Origin of the sequence: Pontibacter chinhatensis (assembly GCF_900113285.1) — a bacterium.
Classification (GTDB): Bacteria; Bacteroidota; Bacteroidia; order Cytophagales; family Hymenobacteraceae; genus Pontibacter; species Pontibacter chinhatensis.
Map to the genome: position 1 here is coordinate 306,479 of NZ_FOOT01000005.1, position 15,537 is coordinate 322,015.

At 55.8% G+C, this 15,537-nt stretch carries 14 protein-coding genes; all 14 read right to left on the bottom strand.

Features of this window, described 5'->3' with window-relative positions; genetic code table 11:
* Window positions 1-24: 24 nt before the first annotated feature.
* Window positions 25-456, bottom strand: coding sequence for an HYC_CC_PP family protein (locus BM040_RS15630; protein ID WP_092103475.1), 432 nt, complete (start codon window positions 454-456; stop codon window positions 25-27).
* Window positions 457-584: 128 nt separating this feature from the next.
* Entirely contained in the window at window positions 585-1,079 is a 495-nt protein-coding gene (locus BM040_RS15635) for a DUF2231 domain-containing protein (RefSeq protein WP_092103477.1), read from the bottom strand.
* Between the two features lies 1 nt (window position 1,080).
* Entirely contained in the window at window positions 1,081-1,398 is a 318-nt protein-coding gene (locus tag BM040_RS15640; protein ID WP_092103480.1) for a hypothetical protein, read from the bottom strand.
* An 829-nt stretch (window positions 1,399-2,227) separates the two neighbouring features.
* Entirely contained in the window at window positions 2,228-2,878 is a 651-nt protein-coding gene (locus BM040_RS15645) for a CatA-like O-acetyltransferase (protein WP_092103482.1), read from the bottom strand.
* 58 nt (window positions 2,879-2,936) lie between these two features.
* Complete coding sequence (locus BM040_RS15650; protein ID WP_139217824.1) at window positions 2,937-3,557, bottom strand: hypothetical protein; 621 nt, start codon at window positions 3,555-3,557, stop codon at window positions 2,937-2,939.
* 90 nt (window positions 3,558-3,647) lie between these two features.
* The gene (locus BM040_RS15655) at window positions 3,648-5,108 is read right to left on the bottom strand and encodes an NADH-quinone oxidoreductase subunit N (protein ID WP_092103488.1); all 1,461 of its coding nucleotides are present in this window, start codon (window positions 5,106-5,108) and stop codon (window positions 3,648-3,650) included.
* Window positions 5,109-5,313: 205 nt separating this feature from the next.
* Window positions 5,314-6,882 carry an NADH-quinone oxidoreductase subunit M gene (nuoM, locus tag BM040_RS15660; RefSeq protein ID WP_092103490.1) on the bottom strand — a complete coding sequence of 523 codons (1,569 nt, stop codon included), beginning with the start codon at window positions 6,880-6,882 and terminating at the stop codon, window positions 5,314-5,316.
* Window positions 6,879-8,765, bottom strand: a complete 1,887-nt coding sequence (nuoL, locus tag BM040_RS15665; RefSeq protein ID WP_092103492.1) for an NADH-quinone oxidoreductase subunit L — start codon at window positions 8,763-8,765, stop codon at window positions 6,879-6,881. The genes nuoM and nuoL overlap by 4 nt, the downstream gene beginning before the upstream one ends.
* Before the next feature lie 4 nt (window positions 8,766-8,769).
* Entirely contained in the window at window positions 8,770-9,078 is a 309-nt protein-coding gene (gene nuoK / locus BM040_RS15670) for an NADH-quinone oxidoreductase subunit NuoK (RefSeq protein WP_170114025.1), read from the bottom strand.
* On the bottom strand, window positions 9,075-9,614 hold the full coding sequence (gene nuoJ, locus BM040_RS15675; protein ID WP_092103494.1) for an NADH-quinone oxidoreductase subunit J: 540 nt from the start codon (window positions 9,612-9,614) through the stop codon (window positions 9,075-9,077). The genes nuoK and nuoJ overlap by 4 nt, the downstream gene beginning before the upstream one ends.
* Before the next feature lie 3 nt (window positions 9,615-9,617).
* Entirely contained in the window at window positions 9,618-10,133 is a 516-nt protein-coding gene (gene nuoI / locus BM040_RS15680; RefSeq protein ID WP_092103495.1) for an NADH-quinone oxidoreductase subunit NuoI, read from the bottom strand.
* A gap of 447 nt (window positions 10,134-10,580) precedes the next feature.
* Window positions 10,581-11,543, bottom strand: a complete 963-nt coding sequence (gene nuoH, locus BM040_RS15685; RefSeq protein WP_092103497.1) for an NADH-quinone oxidoreductase subunit NuoH — start codon at window positions 11,541-11,543, stop codon at window positions 10,581-10,583.
* Window positions 11,513-14,245 (bottom strand): NADH-quinone oxidoreductase subunit NuoG, encoded by a 2,733-nt coding sequence (nuoG, locus tag BM040_RS15690; RefSeq protein WP_092103499.1) that lies wholly within the window; start codon window positions 14,243-14,245, stop codon window positions 11,513-11,515. The genes nuoH and nuoG overlap by 31 nt, the downstream gene beginning before the upstream one ends.
* Window positions 14,227-15,528 (bottom strand): NADH-quinone oxidoreductase subunit NuoF, encoded by a 1,302-nt coding sequence (nuoF, locus tag BM040_RS15695; RefSeq protein ID WP_092103501.1) that lies wholly within the window; start codon window positions 15,526-15,528, stop codon window positions 14,227-14,229. The genes nuoG and nuoF overlap by 19 nt, the downstream gene beginning before the upstream one ends.
* Between the last annotated feature and the right edge of the window lie 9 nt (window positions 15,529-15,537).

Genomic DNA, 15,537 nt, shown 5'->3' on the forward strand with positions numbered 1-15,537 from the left:
GGTAGAAATCGAAAAAAGCAGGGTTTATAGCAGGAAGGACTGTACCAGCACCGGTATGTCACGGGCCAGCGGAGGAGGGGAGTAAAGCGCGTAGGTTGGCTTTAGGTCCGTTTGGGAAGTATAGAATTGGAGGACAACCGCTTTCACGAAAGCCAGCAGCTGTATGTCCTGCAGCTTAGTCAGCGACAAGACTTCGTGCTTGGAGGTGGCATCAAAGCGCTCCACAACTACCTGGTGGTCGTTGCAGCAGGTTTCATCGTCAGCTCCGGGCTGAGGAGCGTGGCAAGCAGGAGCATCGTCCTTCTCTTCCTCCATCGGGCAGTCAGCTTTGGCCCCGAAGAAGGTAATATCGCGCAACTCACCGCCGCAAATATGCAGCCCCACGGCCAAACCCGTCGAGGAGACGAGCACCAGCAGTGTGAGGGTTAGCAATATGACCTGGCGGTAAAGCTTCATGGTATAGATTTATACTTCTTGCAAAGGTAAGTCCGAAGCAGCAAGTATGGTTACACAATTATGAAAAACTTTTACATCATTCCCATGGCCTTTCGTCGGAATGCAGCCACAGACCGATACAAAGCAGGTTATCTAAACTCAGCACAATCCGCACTAGGCACATAAACGCCGCCCGCCTGCTGGTATACCACTCGCGCTCCCAAATGGCCGGCATAGGCCAGAAAGCCGGTTCCCACAAAGAGCAGCAGGAGGATTATGACCTGTAGCAGGCGCGGTTTATACATGAGTAGACCCGTGCGCCAGGCTACATCCAGGAGCGCAGCGGCCGTGAAAGTATAGGTCAGGTACTCGGCGTAATTCTCGTGCTGCTTCAGCACGGTAGGGTCGCAGAGTTTGCGCGACACCACTCCATCGGCCAGATTACCGGTATAAAGGCTGAGCCAGGCGGCCAGCGCGCCGCTGTATAACAAAAGAGAGCCCGCCTTCTGCCAGAAATCAGCAGAAGCGGGCTTGGCAAAGGTGGCAATTAACTTGGCTAAGGTGGCAAAAGTTAGCAGGGCCACCGGGAAGTGTACCGTCAGCGGGTGCCATACTTCTGTTCGCCAGAATGTCGGTTCAGGCATGTTACTCCAGGATTCTTACCGCAATGGGGTCGAGGCGCTGGCCTACTTTTTCCACCTCCACTTCCACGCGCTGCCCTTCGGCTAGCTGATCAAACGTCACCGTTTCACCGTTTCTGGTCAGGGTAGTGTTGTCGGTAAAGTATAGCTCGAGGCGTTTGTTGTCGCTTGTTTGCACGTAAATCTCCCGCTTGTCCGGAACAGCCTTGTCGACTGTGCCTTCATAGGTGCCGGACTCTACTACATCAGTGCTTTCGCTGCAGGCATAGAGAAGTGGGAGGATGAAAAGGAGTGTAAGTAACAGCGTTTTGATGCTTTTCATGATTTTGTTTTCTGAGTTGAAAGATTTGTTTTAATCAAGGAATGCCTTGAAAATTAAGCATACGCTATACTTGTGTTTTGTGTTTAAGTGTTTGGTTTTTAATGTGTTTTGTAAGGGGCTGGATAAGGTAGGTTTTATACTTGAGGTTTATAGTTTCATAGCCGCTGCCCTGTGCCTACTTGCCTTGTCGGATTTGCAGCCCAACTGGCTTGAAAAACCATACTTTTATACTTGTGGATTTATACTTTCATAGCCGCAGCTTCCTTCCACTTGAACCAAGCTACCCTTTCTAGCTGCCGTTTATCTTCCAGCCTTACATGAGCTATCGTTTCATCTCTAGCTTTGGTGCTCTCAAGCCCGAGAGGGCTCGCCTTCGGGCATCGCGCGGTGTACATTTCCTTTGCTACCCTGCGGTCGCAATTTCGCTGAAGCGAAACCGGAAATCTAGAAGGCGCTCCACCCAAAGGCTGGGAAGCATTCGATAGCCATGGCCATTACTGTCATCTCGACCTTCGGGAGAGATCTGAAGAGAATTCTCGGTAGATCTCTTACAGCTACGCTGGCTCTTATCGGCTCTCGCCTCAAGAGTACTCGAGATAAAAGAGAGAGAAGTAAGTATAAATTCCCCTCCTTGGAGGGGTAGGGGTAGATTTATACTTTGTAGGGACAGGTCACGACCTGTCCGCGCGAGGACTGAGGCTATAGAACTTTTACCTTAGCCCAGGTAACTACAGAACTCCCCTCCTTGGCCAAGGAGGGGTAGGGGTGGTTGGACCCGGTAATATAAAAGCCCCCTTGTTTCAAGAAGATGGCCGAAAATAACCAACCATCACCCCAACGCCTTTATACCAGCCTCCATGTGCTGCAGGAAGAGGTGAATATGGTAGCCGTCGGCCAGGGCGTGGTGTACCCGCACGCTCAGCGGCAGCAGTGCCTTTTCACCCTGCATCTCCAGCTTTCCGAAGGCCAGTTTGGGGATGGCGTCGTTTGAATCACCGATGTGGGCGTGTTCCATGCCATTATACTTGAACCAGGGCAGTGTGGTGGCATGCAGCAGGTCAGGGCCGTTGTAACCGTAAAACAGGCGGTTGCTCTTTTTTACCTCCTCCACAATCGCTGCGCTGTTGTGGCAGAAAGTATGGAGGTCAGGGTGGTGGGGCAGGTGCACAAAGGCAACCGTTTTTTTATCCGTCAGCATGGTGGTGGAAATATCCACAGCCTCATACTTTACTACTTCGTCTCCCTCCAGGCGCAGCAGGAAATTTTCTGTTTTCCGGGCGGCTTCGGTGGCAGCATGCATGTAAGCTAGGAAAACCGACAGCTTGTGCTGTTTGCAGTAGCGGTAGAGATTGGTGACTTCTATCTCGGTGTGGACATTGAAGAAGGGATTGGCGAAAGTCCTGAAAAAATGAAAGTGTTCTTCCCGTTCCCAGCCCTTTACCTCGAACCGTGTTTTAGGAAATCGTGTGTGCGTGTTCATGTAATCTTGCAATGAGGTTGCAAAGGTACGACTTCCCCGGGAAGGGACAGTGGTTCTTTTATGGGATAATCTTGAAGCCTACCCCCAGCAGCCCGTGCAGGGCCACATTGGAGAGGCGGGCTTCGCCGTTGGCTACGGGTACTTCCACGTAGGAGGCCATTACGCGTCCCTCGCCAAGTATAAACCAGCGGTCGGCAAAGTAGTAGCGTTTGGCCACAGCAGCTTCTACCAGGGGGCCGGAAATATAGTAACCTTTGTTGAAGATGCCCCTGTTTTCAGGATAGGGGATGCCGCGAATGGTGGATTCCGGATGCGTGATGACTATGCCGGCCCCGGCGGAGAGGGCCAGGCCATGCACCAGCCAGAGGCGGTTCAGGGTAAGCAGGTTGTACCCATCGGTAATGGAAAAGCGTTGCACCTCTGGCGGGAGGTTGTCAAGGATAAGCTTGTGATGGGTAAACTTGAACTCCCAGCCCCTGTCGTTTTGCCAGGTGCTCACCCGGATATCGTAGTACACCGGCGGGTGGAAGGGTTCGGTTCTATACTTGGCGTCTACCTCCAGGTCTGCCAGGTCGTTTTGCTCGATGTGCAACGGAGTCCGGAAGTTGTGGGCGGCACCGCCTGCCACCGCTACTTCCCAACTTCTGCCTTGCCCTAGGCCCGCCAAAGGCAGGCTCAAAAGTATAAACACTAGCCACAACTCATACTTTCCCATCGTCCCACGTACCTCCTGCTTATACTTACTGCAGGTTTTGGGCAGATGTTGTGGTTACCTGCCCGCCATGACGGGAGCGGAGGCGAATACCTGCTGAATGACTTCGACCAGGGCAGCCGGGTATACGCCCACCAGCACGAGCAGCAGCGTCAGCACAGCCAGCGTGCCCACACTAGCCAGGTAAATAGAGGGGCGCAGGCGCGGTCGTGGCTCCGCCTCCGCCTCGGGTTGCTGAAACATCACCGCCACTATCTTAATATAATAGTATAAACCCACCACGCTGTTAAGCACGAGCATGGCCACGAGCAGCCAAAGCTGTGTGTTCACCCCGGCAGCCAGCACATAAAACTTGCCCACAAAACCGGCGGTAAGCGGAATGCCCGCCAGCGAGAGCAGCATGGCCGTAAAGGCAGTGGCGGTCCAGGGGCGGCGCCAAAGCAGGCCTCGATAATCCTCGAGCAGTTCCGCGTCCCGCTCGGTATCCGATAGCATCGCTACCACCCCGAAAGCACCAACCGTGGTGATAAAGTAAGCTACCAGGTAAAAAGTAACAGCCTCTACACCCAGCCGGTCGCCAGCCAGAAAAGCCACCATCAGGTAACCCAGGTGCGAAATAGAAGAGTAGGCCAGGATGCGTTTCACGTTCGTCTGCAGCAGTGCCAGCAGGTTACCGGCAATCATGGAAGCAATCGCGACAATCGAGAAAATGGTGATGAGGGTAGGGTAGCGGAAGCCGTCCACCTCCATAAAAAAGCGAATCAGAAGGCCCAGCACGCCTCCCTTGGAAACAGTGGCGATAAAGGCCGTCACCGGGGCAGGCGCACCTTCATACACATCGGGCGTCCACATATGGAACGGCACCACGCTCAGCTTAAAACCAATGCCGATAATCATCATGCCGAAGCCGGTGAGTAGCAAGAGCGGGAGTTCCTGAAAGTCCTTCATGGCTGTGGCGATGCCGGCAAAGGTCATGGTGCCGGTGCTGTAGTAGACCAAGGCCATGCCGAAGAGCAAAAAGGCTGAGGAAAAAGCAGCCAGGATGAGGTACTTGATGCCGGCCTCGTCGGAGCGCTCGCGGGTGCGCAGGTAGGAAATGAGTGAGTATAAGGCTACGCTCAGCACCTCCAGGCCCAAAAACAGCGAGGCAAAATGGGTGCTGATGACCAAGGTACAGGCTCCTAAAGTGGATAGTATCAACAGGATGTAATACTCCTCCTTCTGCTCCTCTCGCTGCTCAAAGTAAGCATATGAGAGCATGCTGATGACCAGCGCCGTCGCCAGAATCAACCCGATGTAGAACACACCAAAGCCATCGATAACGAACAGCGGCTCTATGGCATGGGCAGTAATGCCCCGCAGCTCAAACAGCGACAAAAAGGCCGCCACAAACGACACTGCTGTGATGACATAAATGATTTTGTGATTCCGCCAGGCCGCCACCACCAGCATGTTGAGAAGTGCAGCCAGGGTAAGTATAAGCAGCGGCATCAGGTGCAGGAAGTCTGTTTGGGTCATGGCGTTATTTGATTTGAAGATTAGGAAATTCGCAAATGCTTATACTTTCACTGGCACTTATTATGGCGCGAGCGTCCTCGCTCGTGTCGAAGTATAATTTGGGCCTCCGGCCCAATCGAATTACAAATCCGACATTATAGTGAGGCACACGTTACAAACCCGCGCCAACAAGGTTTTTTATTAACTTATCATCCCCCTACCCCCTTCAAAGGGGGACTTTTGTTTTACCTCTCTCAACCTGTTTTTCAGTTGGTTTAACAGTCGCTTCTTCCACCACCGCAACTTTCTCTTTCACTTCTGCCTCCCGGTAGGCCTGCAGTTGCTGTTTTATACTTGGCTGGACAGTGTCCAATACCGGTTGCGGGTAGAGGCCGAGCCAAAGTATAAGTGCTATCATCGGCACGGCAATCAGCAATTCTCTGGCTGACAAATCCGGAAGGTGATGGTCGGAGTGAGCGGGCTCGTAGAAGACTTTCTGCATGATGCGCAGCGAGTAGGCTGTGGCCAGTACAATGCCGATGGTGGCGACAACTGTGAGCCAGTTATTGGCCTGCCAAGAGCCTACCAGCGTCAGGAATTCGGCGATGAAGTTGCCCAGGCCCGGCAGGCCCAGCGAGGCCATCACGAAGACCATGGCAAATACGCCCAGTTTCGGGGCCTTAGCCCAGAAGCCGCCCATCTGTCCCATGTCGCGGGTGTGCAGGCGCTCGTACAAAAATCCCGCGACGATGAACAAGGCCCCCGTGCTCAGGCCATGGGCAATCATCTGCATTACCACGCCCTGCAGCGCCCACTCGTTAAAGGCAAACACGCCCAGAATTACAAAGCCCATGTGACTCACGGAAGTATAGGCCGCCAGGCGTTTGAGGTCGGTTTGGGAGTAGGCCAGGATGGCTCCGTAGATGATGCCGACAGCGCCCAGCAGCATCGCCCAAGGGGCAAACTCTACTGCCGCTGTCGAGAACAAGGGCAGCACGAAGCGCAGCAGGCCATAGGCACCGGTTTTGAGCAGCAGCCCGGCCAGAATCACGCTACCGGCGGTGGGCGCCTCGGAGTGCGCATCGGGTAGCCAGGAGTGGAATGGCACCACGGGCAGTTTCACCAGAAAGGCCGCCAGAAAACCGAACATCAGCAAGCGGGCCGCCTCCGGAGTGAACGCTGTGCCGAGCAGTTCGAAGTAATTAAAAGTATAAATTCCGGTTTGGGAGCCGTGGATAAAGTATAAACCAAGTATGGCCAGCAGCATCAGCAGCCCCGAGGCCTGCGTGAAGAGGAAGAACTTAAAGGCGGCGTAGGTACGGTTGGCGTGGCCCCAGACCCCAATTAAGAAGTACATCGGGATGAGCATCACCTCCCAGAAAAAGTAGAACAGGAACAAATCCATCGTCAGGAAAACGCCCGTGATGCCCGCCAGCACCCACAGCAGGTTAAAGTGGAAGAAGCCTGATTTGGTCCGGATTTCGCGCCACGATACGAGCACGCTCAGAATGCCCAGAAAGAAGGTGAGCAGCAGCATGAGCAGGCTCAGTCCGTCCAGGGCAAGTATAAAGTTCACGCCCCACTGCGGAATCCAGGGAATCTCCAACTGCAGCAGCCAGGGCGAGACACCTAATGTAGCCGCAGGCAAGCTCAGCCACAAGTATACGGCAAGTATAAAGTCAGCCAGCACGGCGAAGAGGGCAATCCAGCGGGGCAGCTCGGGGTGCCACTTCTTGGAGAGCCACGCCAGCAGTCCGCCGGCCATCAGGATAACAATCATCCAGAGGAGTATCATAGCAACAGGCTTATGGTGAGAATCATAATGGCGCCGAACACAATGCCAACCACGTAGTTGCGCAGCACGCCGCTCTGGGTTTGCGAGAACATCACATGGAAGCCCTCGGCCATGCGGGCCAGGCCGGTGTAGAAGCTGTCGATGATGTCGCGCTTGTTGAGGTTGGCCAGGAACACGTAAGGCCGTACGAACAGGTTATCGTAGAGCGCATCGAAGCCCCAACCCGAGTACCAGAAGCGGTGCAGGGCCATGGCAAAGGAGGAACGTTCTATACTTGCCAGCAGCGCCGGACTCTTTTGGTAAAACAGGTAGGCAACAAACACCCCGCCCAGCGAAACAACCGCCGCCAGCACCTGGAACAGCCACTCGTTAGCCGCCAGCAGTTCGTTAGCCGTAATGCCCGGCAGCACCGGCGCCATCAGCCCGGAGAACAGGGCCAGGTGCACGAAATTGTGCGGCAGCTCTATAAATCCGCCTACCAAGGAAAGTATGGCCAGTATAACCAGAGGTATGATGATGATTTTGCCCGGCGGATGCGCCACCTGCGTTTTAGGCTCCCCATAAAAGGTCATGAACACCATCCGGAAAGTATAAACCGAAGTGATAAACGCGCCTGTGAGTCCGGCCAGGTATAGCCAGATGCTGCCCTGCGGACCTGCCAAGGTATACCATAAAATCTGGTCTTTGCTGTAAAAGCCTGCCGTAATGATTGGTAAAGCTGCCAGCGAGGCCGCGCCAATCAGGAAAGTCCAGAACACGACGGGCATACTTTTGCGAAGGCCACCCATCTGGCGCATGTCCTGCTCGTGGTGCAGGGCCAGTATAATGGCGCCGGCACACAGGAAGAGCAGCGCCTTGAAGAAGGCGTGAATCATAAAGTGGAAAATCCCGGCTGACCAGGCACCCACGCCCAGCGCCAGGAACATGTAGCCGATTTGGCTGATGGTGGAGTAAGCCAGCACCCGCTTAAGGTCGTATTGCGTGAGGGCGGAGAAACCCGCCAGGAGCAGCGTCACTGCACCGACCACCGCCACGGCCATTTGTGCCACCGGCGCCAAGTCGAAAATCACGTACATACGGGCAATTAAGTATACCCCGGCCGTTACCATGGTGGCAGCATGTATGAGCGCCGAAACCGGCGTAGGGCCTGCCATGGCATCGGGTAGCCAGGTTTGCAGCGGCAATTGGCCCGATTTACCCACGGCACCACCCAACAGCAGCAGCCCCACCAGCACGGCAGCCTGAGCCCCCACGCTCCATATTTCCGGCGCCTGACTAAGTAACGTTTGGATATGAAGCGTGCCGAAGGTCTGGAAAAGTATAAACAGCCCGATGGCCATCGCGACATCGCCCACGCGGGTAATGATAAAGGCCTTGCGGGCAGCATAACCGTTGGCGGGCTCTTTGTACCAGAACCCGATGAGCAGGTAGGAGCAGAGGCCCACCCCCTCCCAGCCAAAGTATAAAAGCAGCAGGTTGTCGGCCATGACCAACAGCAGCATCGAGCCCACAAACAAATTCATGCAGGCAAAGAAGCGGGAGAAATCCGTGTCCCCGGCCATGTAGGCGGTGGAGTAGAGGTGAATCAGGAACCCGACAAACGTGATGACGAAGATGAAGACGATGGAGAGCGCGTCCAGGTGAAAAGCGACGGATGGACTGAAGCCTGCCACATTGAACCACTGCCATACTTCCTGGTGGTAAAAAGCCGGTTTTTCAGCCAAAAACTGCAGGCCTAAAAGTATGGTGATAAGTGCCGACACGCCCACGCTGCCCACGCCAAGTACAGCCACGCCTGCGCGCGACAGGCGGGTGCCGAAAAGGATGAGTAGCAGCGAGCCTAAAAAGGGCAGGGCCGGTATGAGCCAGATGTAGTTTTCCATAGTCTTATCCTTTCATAAAGCTGGCAGCGTCGCTGTCGAGGGTTTTGAGTTGATGGTAAATCTGCAGGATGAGCGCCAGCCCCACCGAGACTTCCGCGGCCGCCATGGTCAGTATAAAGATGAACATCACCTGCCCGTCGGGCTGCACCCACCGGGAGCCGGCCACGATAAAGGCAAGCCCGGCGGCGTTGAGCATGATCTCCACCGAGATGAGCATGAAGATGATGTTGCGGCGAATCAGCACACTGATCAGCCCCAGCATAAACAGAACACCTGCCAGGAGCAGGGCGGCTTCCATGGTTGATGCACTCATGCGGCTGCGCTCCTTTCCTGTAGAAACCGGTGAATAACTTTTTTCTTCTGCCTGCCCAGGTGATAGGCACCCACAATGCCCGCCGTCAGCATGATGCCGCAAAGCTGAACCCCCAGGATATAGGGCCCGAAGAGCGACAATCCCACAAGTTTGGCATCCACAGCAACCACAGCCCCTTCTGTTTGCGGAGGCGTACCAGCCGCTACGATGTATACCAGTTCCGCCAGCAGCACCGCCGAAAGTATGGCCGGGCCGACCCAGATCGAAGGGTTTAGCCATTCCTTCTCACGCTGCACATCCTCCTGCGTCAGGTTGAGCATCATGATGACGAAGATGATAAGCACCACAATGGCCCCGGCGTAAATGATGACCTCCAGCGCCGCCATAAAGGGAGCACCGAGGGTGAAGAAGACCACGGCCACCGCCAGAAATGATACGACCAGGTATAGCAGGGCGTGGATGATGTTATAGCGCGTGATCACCATGATGGTGGAAAGCACGGCAACGGCTGCGGCGATATAAAATGTCAGTTCCATAGGCTAGGGGAGTAAGCTTTTGATGTCTACAGGAGGCAGTTCGTTTTCGGCCTCACCTTTGTCTTTTCCGCCGATGGCCATGCCTGCTACTTTGTAATAGTTGTAGCCATGGTACTTGCCTTGGCCATTGATGAGCAGGTCCTTTTTCTCATACACCAGGTTCTGCCGGTTATACTCGCCCATCTCAAAGTCGGGGATGAGCTGGATGGCGTAGGTGGGGCAGGCCTCCTCGCAATAGCCGCAGAAAATGCAGCGCGAGAAATTGATGCGGAAAAAATCGGGGTAACGGCGACCGGTCTCATCCTCGGTGGGTTGCAGGGCGATGCAGTCCACGGGGCAGGCGGCGGCGCAAAGGTTGCAGGCTACACAGCGTTCCCCGCAGTCCGGGTCGCGCGTGAGCACGATGCGGCCCCGCCACCGCGTCGGAAGTATAGGCTTCTCTTCCGGGTAAAGGATGGTCTCCCGCTTATGAAACGCGTGCAGAAATGTGAGCCACATACTGCGCAACAAACTAAACATAGCTGCTCCTTTCGGTTTAAGAATTAAAACTGTCCCCTTGAGGGGACCGCAGGGGTGTTTACACCTGCGGAGTTAAACTTTGAATAAAAGCTGTTGGGGCTTCTTCTGATTTTGACACCCCTATAGTCCCCTCAAGGGGACTATTGAGCTTTTACTTTATACTTCTGTCATCTTATACTGTGCCGGGTCCAACCACCCCTGGCCCCTCAGAGCTTCGCTCGCTACCTTCGAACTCCCGTTCTCGGTAGTCTAAGGCGGGGAATTTTTCTTACTACTTATTCTGCGTTGGTCTTTAGCACAAGCTTCATTTGTTTCTATTCAGATTGTTATTCTTCAACCAACCTTGCTACTTGGTTAACCTTTTAAGTTAGTAGTTCCAAGTTCCCCGCCTTGGCTAAGGAGGGGTTAGGGGTGGTTGGATAATTCACTCATTCACTCATTCAAAACTCATTCATTGAGCCACAGCACCACCCCAGCTGTTACCATCAGGTTCAGCAACGTGAGCGGCAGCAGCACCTTCCAGCCATACTCCATCAACTGGTCATACCTGGGGCGGGGCATGGAGGCGCGCAGCAGGACGAAAATCAGCAGGAAGAAGAGTGTTTTGAGGATGAACCACACGATAGGCGGCAGGAAGTCAGGGCCCAGCCAACCACCAAAGTATAAGGTTACAATCATGCAGGCGATGAGCGTGATGCCCATGTACTCGCCGATGAAGAACATGCCGAACTTCATGCCCGAATACTCCGAGTGGAAACCGGCAATCAGCTCACTCTCCGCCTCCGGAATATCAAAAGGCAGGCGGTGCGTTTCGGCAATGCCTGCGATAAAGAAAATTACAAAGCCCACAATCTGCGGGATGAAGAACCACAGCCCCCGCTGCGCCTCCACAATCTCCACCAGGCTGAAGGAACCACTAAGCAGCACCACGCCCATCAAGGAGAGGCCCATGAACACCTCGTAGGAGATCATCTGCGCCGCGCCGCGCATGGCGCCCAGCAGGCTATACTTGTTGTTGGATGCCCAGCCGCCAAGGATAATGCTGTAAGCCCCCATCGACGACATGGCCAGGAAGAAGAGCAGCCCGATGTTCAGGTCGGCCACAATCACGCCCGGCGCGAACGGAATCACCACAAAGCTCATCAGCACCGTCACCACCACAATGGCCGGGGCCAGTACGAACACCGGTTTGTCGGCAAACGGCGGTATCCAGTCCTGCTTAAAAAACAGCTTGATGGAGTCGGCGGCCACAATCAGGAGTCCAAAGGGACCCGCACGGTTCGGGCCGTAGCGGTCCTGGAACAGGGCGAGGCCACGGCGCTCCACCCAGATGAGCAGGGCGGCTACGTTGAGCATGACGAACAGCACGCCGCCGATGATCAGAAAGTAGTTTGGGGTTGCTGTTTCCATTTGATGTCTCGGTTAAGGATGGCCCAGGCGGGTAATTCGGCAAAAGGTACCCCAGGTAAGCCATTGGGCATGCCGGCGCTGCCGCTCGGTATGGTCTGGCTTAATCTTACTGGTAACTGGTAGACTTGTCCCTCGATGGAGAAACTCAGCAGCTGCCCCTCATCCACCTTCATCCGGATGGCATCGGTTGAGTTGATGGCAACATACGGTTCCGGTATGCGCTCCCGGATGGAGGGCGATTGGTTGCTGAGTTCTTCGGAGCCAAAGGTGTGGTGCAGCGGCAGCATGTACAGGTGCCCCTCCAGCGGGACAAACCTCTGCGGCACAGCCGTGGAATAGGATGCGGTGCCGGCAGGTGCTAGCAGTCGCACGCCCGGATCGCCGCCCTTCAGATGCCCACCTACTTCTTCCTGGTACTTGTTCGTGGCCTGCTGGTTCGAGTTCCAGCCCGGCGTCCAGAAGAAGGGGATCATGGAGGAAGGTGGCTGTCCGCGGTAGCCCTCCATAGTATAAGAGAGGGGCGAATCAGGATCTTCGGCAGGCTTGGGCTCGCTTACGTTGAGGTTAGCCAGCATGGAGGTGCGGCCGCTGAAACGGTGCGGCTCGCGCGGGATGCGCTGTCCGGCAATACGGAAACCGGAAGGTGGTGCCGTTTTTGTGATGCCCTCCAGTTCGGGGTATTCTTTGGCGATGGCCTTCACAATATCGTCGTAGCCGTGCCAGCTGCTGATCTCCTCGATGGCCATGATGGTGCCAATCTCCGCCAGCCAATGCCAGCTTTCCTGTATCTCCTCCGGCACCGGGTGCACCTGGAAAAAGCGCTGTGCCCGCCCTTCGTTATTTACGAGGGTGCCATCCGCCTCAGAGAACGGTGCGGCTGGTAGAAGTATGTCTGCTTTTTCGGTGGTGGCATTGTGCAGGTGGTCCAGCGCAATCACCTGCTTGCAGCTTTTCAGAAACTGGTCGATGGTAGTGGAGCCAGCCCTGCGGTACAAGTCATTCTCCAAGATAATCACCGTGTCGGCATAACCGTTCATCACTGCCTCAAAGGCTGATTCCAGTTTATGGCCGCCGAGCAGCGCTAGGCCCATGCTGTTGCACTCGGGCACCACCAGGCTTATACCGGCGGCTTTCTCCCGGGCTACCAGCGCCTGGACAATGTTGGCGGCGGCTTTCAGCACGCGTTCGCTGCCCGAGGAGGTGCCCGAGATGATGAGCGGGTTCTTGGCAGCCATCAGCGCGTCGGCTATCTGCTGCGCCAGTTCCTGCCCCTCCTCCGAAATGTTCCTCACCTCCGGGGAGTCCGGGTGAATGATGTTGGCGACAGCAAAGCCCAGCCGGGCAATGGTATCCGTGGAGTCGAAGAAGGTTTGGGTAGCCAGCTCATCGAGCTTGGTAGGCGTGTAATGGGCAATGAACAGCGGCCCTTTCTCCGACTGCACCAGCTCCCGCACCGCCGCATCCTGCCAAACGGGTATCTTTGCCTGCGATACTTCCTCCAGTATGGGCTTCTGCCGTACCGACTGCCGCACCGCCAGCGCCAGCATGGGAGCAGTGTTGGTGAGGTCCTCGCCAAGTATAAATACCGCGTCGGCCTTCTCTACCTCCCGCAAAGAGGGCGTGCGGGCCGGGCCATTCCGAAGTATACTCAGTGACAGGTCCACCAGGTCATGGTCCACATCCGAAACGCCGTGGTAGAAATTATCCTCGCCCACGAGTTTCTTCAGCACATAGTTCGATTCTAGGGAGGCCCGCGGGGAACCGATGCCAATTACGCGGCCGGCTCTGATGGCAGAGGTAGCCGCTTTCAGGGCCGGGTATTTCTCGGTTGCCTCAGGCAGGCGGCTGCGCACCAAAGGTTTCCGGATGCGGCCGGGGCTATTGACAAACTCATAACCGAAGCGGCCGCGGTCGCAGAGAAAGTACCCGTTCACCTCGCCGTTATAGCGGTTGGTGATGTTGCGCAAGGTGCCGTACCGCTCCCCGGCGATGGTGTTACAACCCAAACTGCAGTGGTGGCAAACGGAGGCGGCAGAGGTTAAATCCCATTTGCGGGTATAATGCTGCTTGAGCGTTTTATCAGTGAACACTCCGGTGGGGCATACTTCGGCCAGGTTGCCGCTGAACTCGCTCTCCAGTACCCCGTCTTCGGCGCGGCCAAAGTATAAATGGTTGTGGGCGGCAAACACGTCCAGGTCCTTGCCGCCGGCATAGTCTTTATAGTAGCGCACGCAGCGGTAGCACTGGATGCAGCGGTTCATTTCGTGGTTGAGGAAAGGGCCCAGGTACTGGTTGCGGTACGTACGCTTCTGGAAACTATACTGCCGGTAGTTATGGCCCGTCATCACGGTCATGTCCTGCAGGTGGCAGGCTCCGCCCTCGTCGCAGACGGCGCAGTCGTGGGGGTGGTTGGTCATGAGCCAGCCGATGATGTGCGCCCGGAACTCCTTGGCCTCCAGGTCGGCAATCGATATGCGCATGCCGTCGCGCACCTGCTCCATACACGACATAAAGAGCTTGCCCTTCGTATCGTTCTCGTCCTTGTATACTTTCACGGCGCATTGGCGACAGGCGCCAATGGAGCCCATGGCCGGGTGCCAGCAAAAGTAAGGCAGGTCCTTGCCGAGGGTGAGGCAGGTTTCGAGCAGGTTTTTGCCCGCCTGTACGTCATAGGGATGGTTATCTATATAGATGGTTGCCATACTTTGCTTTTGCTCCAGGGACAGTGGTGTTCGTGAATGTGCCGTTCAAAATCCTCTCTGAAGTATTTCAGAGCGCTCTGCAGGGGTTCCATGGCGCCGGGCGCGAGGGCGCAGAAGGTGTTGCCGGGGCCAAGGTATTTGGTATGAAAATCAAGCGTGAGCAGGTGTTCGGGTTTGCCTTCGCCTTTGTCGATGGCCAGAAGAATTTTCTCTACCCAGGGCAAGCCTTCGCGGCAGGGCGTGCAGAAACCGCAGGACTCCTGCGCAAAAAAGTGCTGCAGGTTCAGCGTAAAACCCACCGGGCAGGTCTGGTCGTCAAGTATAATCATCGTGCCCGTGCCCATGCGGCTGCCGGCCGCTTGAATGGAAGGATAATCCATGGGCAGGTCCAGGTGCTCTTCTACCAGAAAATCGGTGGAGGCGCCGCCGGGCAAGAGGCCGCGGAACAGGTAGCCATCCTGCATGCCGCCGGCATGCTCTTCGAGTATCTCCCGGATGGTGGTGCCCATCGGTAATTCCCAGCAGCCGGGCTTTTTCACGCGGCCGCTCACACCGTAAAGTTTGGTGCCGGCATCCTCTGTCAGGCCCAGCTTTTTAAACCACTCGGCCCCGTTGTTGATGATGTGGGGCAGGTTGCAGAGCGTCTCCACATTATTGACGATGGTCGGTTTCCCAAACAAGCCACTGACCTGTGGGAAAGGAGGTTTAGCCCGTGGATTAGCCCGCTTACCTTCCAGGGCATTGAGCAGGGCGGTTTCCTCGCCGCACATGTAGCGGCCCACGCCCGTGTGCAGGTGCATCTCTAAATTAAAGCCGGAACCCAGTATGTTTTTGCCCAGATAACCCGCGGCGTACGCTTCCTGTATGGCCTGGGTGATTTCCCGGGCGGCCACTTTATAAGCCCAGCGCAGAAACACATAACTTATACTTGCCTCGATGGCGTAGGCGGCCACAATCATACCTTCGATGAGCTGGTGCGGGTTGCCCTCCAGCAGCAGGCGGTCCTTGAAGGTGCCGGGCTCCATCTCGTCGGCGTTGGCCACCAGGTACTTGGGCTGTGCCGCCTCAGGCCCCATGGGCACAAAGCTCCACTTCAGGCCCGTGTTAAAGCCGGCTCCGCCACGGCCGCGCAGGTTCGAGTCTTTCACCAGCGTCTGCACCTCCTGGGGTGCCATTTCTTTGAGGACTTTGCGCACAGAGGCATAGCCGCCTACTTGCTCATACTCTTTCAGGTTGAGTGGTTTGCGGCCGGGGACAATGTGTTGGGTCAGGGGCTTCTCCATAGGTGCCCG

Bases quoted from the DNA above. Each gene is read 5' to 3' on its own strand.
- nuoI (WP_092103495.1), bottom strand. From the start codon at position 10,133: ATGTTTAGTTTGTTGCGCAGTATGTGGCTCACATTTCTGCACGCGTTT.
- nuoL (WP_092103492.1), bottom strand. From the start codon at position 8,765: ATGGAAAACTACATCTGGCTCATACCGGCCCTGCCCTTTTTAGGCTCG.
- nuoH (WP_092103497.1), bottom strand. From the start codon at position 11,543: ATGGAAACAGCAACCCCAAACTACTTTCTGATCATCGGCGGCGTGCTG.
- nuoM (WP_092103490.1), bottom strand. From the start codon at position 6,882: ATGATACTCCTCTGGATGATTGTTATCCTGATGGCCGGCGGACTGCTG.
- BM040_RS15640 (WP_092103480.1), bottom strand. From the start codon at position 1,398: ATGAAAAGCATCAAAACGCTGTTACTTACACTCCTTTTCATCCTCCCA.
- nuoJ (WP_092103494.1), bottom strand. From the start codon at position 9,614: ATGGAACTGACATTTTATATCGCCGCAGCCGTTGCCGTGCTTTCCACC.
- BM040_RS15655 (WP_092103488.1), bottom strand. From the start codon at position 5,108: ATGACCCAAACAGACTTCCTGCACCTGATGCCGCTGCTTATACTTACC.
- BM040_RS15635 (WP_092103477.1), bottom strand. From the start codon at position 1,079: ATGCCTGAACCGACATTCTGGCGAACAGAAGTATGGCACCCGCTGACG.
- BM040_RS15645 (WP_092103482.1), bottom strand. From the start codon at position 2,878: ATGAACACGCACACACGATTTCCTAAAACACGGTTCGAGGTAAAGGGC.
- nuoK (WP_170114025.1), bottom strand. From the start codon at position 9,078: ATGAGTGCATCAACCATGGAAGCCGCCCTGCTCCTGGCAGGTGTTCTG.
- nuoG (WP_092103499.1), bottom strand. From the start codon at position 14,245: ATGGCAACCATCTATATAGATAACCATCCCTATGACGTACAGGCGGGC.
- nuoF (WP_092103501.1), bottom strand. From the start codon at position 15,528: ATGGAGAAGCCCCTGACCCAACACATTGTCCCCGGCCGCAAACCACTC.
- BM040_RS15630 (WP_092103475.1), bottom strand. From the start codon at position 456: ATGAAGCTTTACCGCCAGGTCATATTGCTAACCCTCACACTGCTGGTG.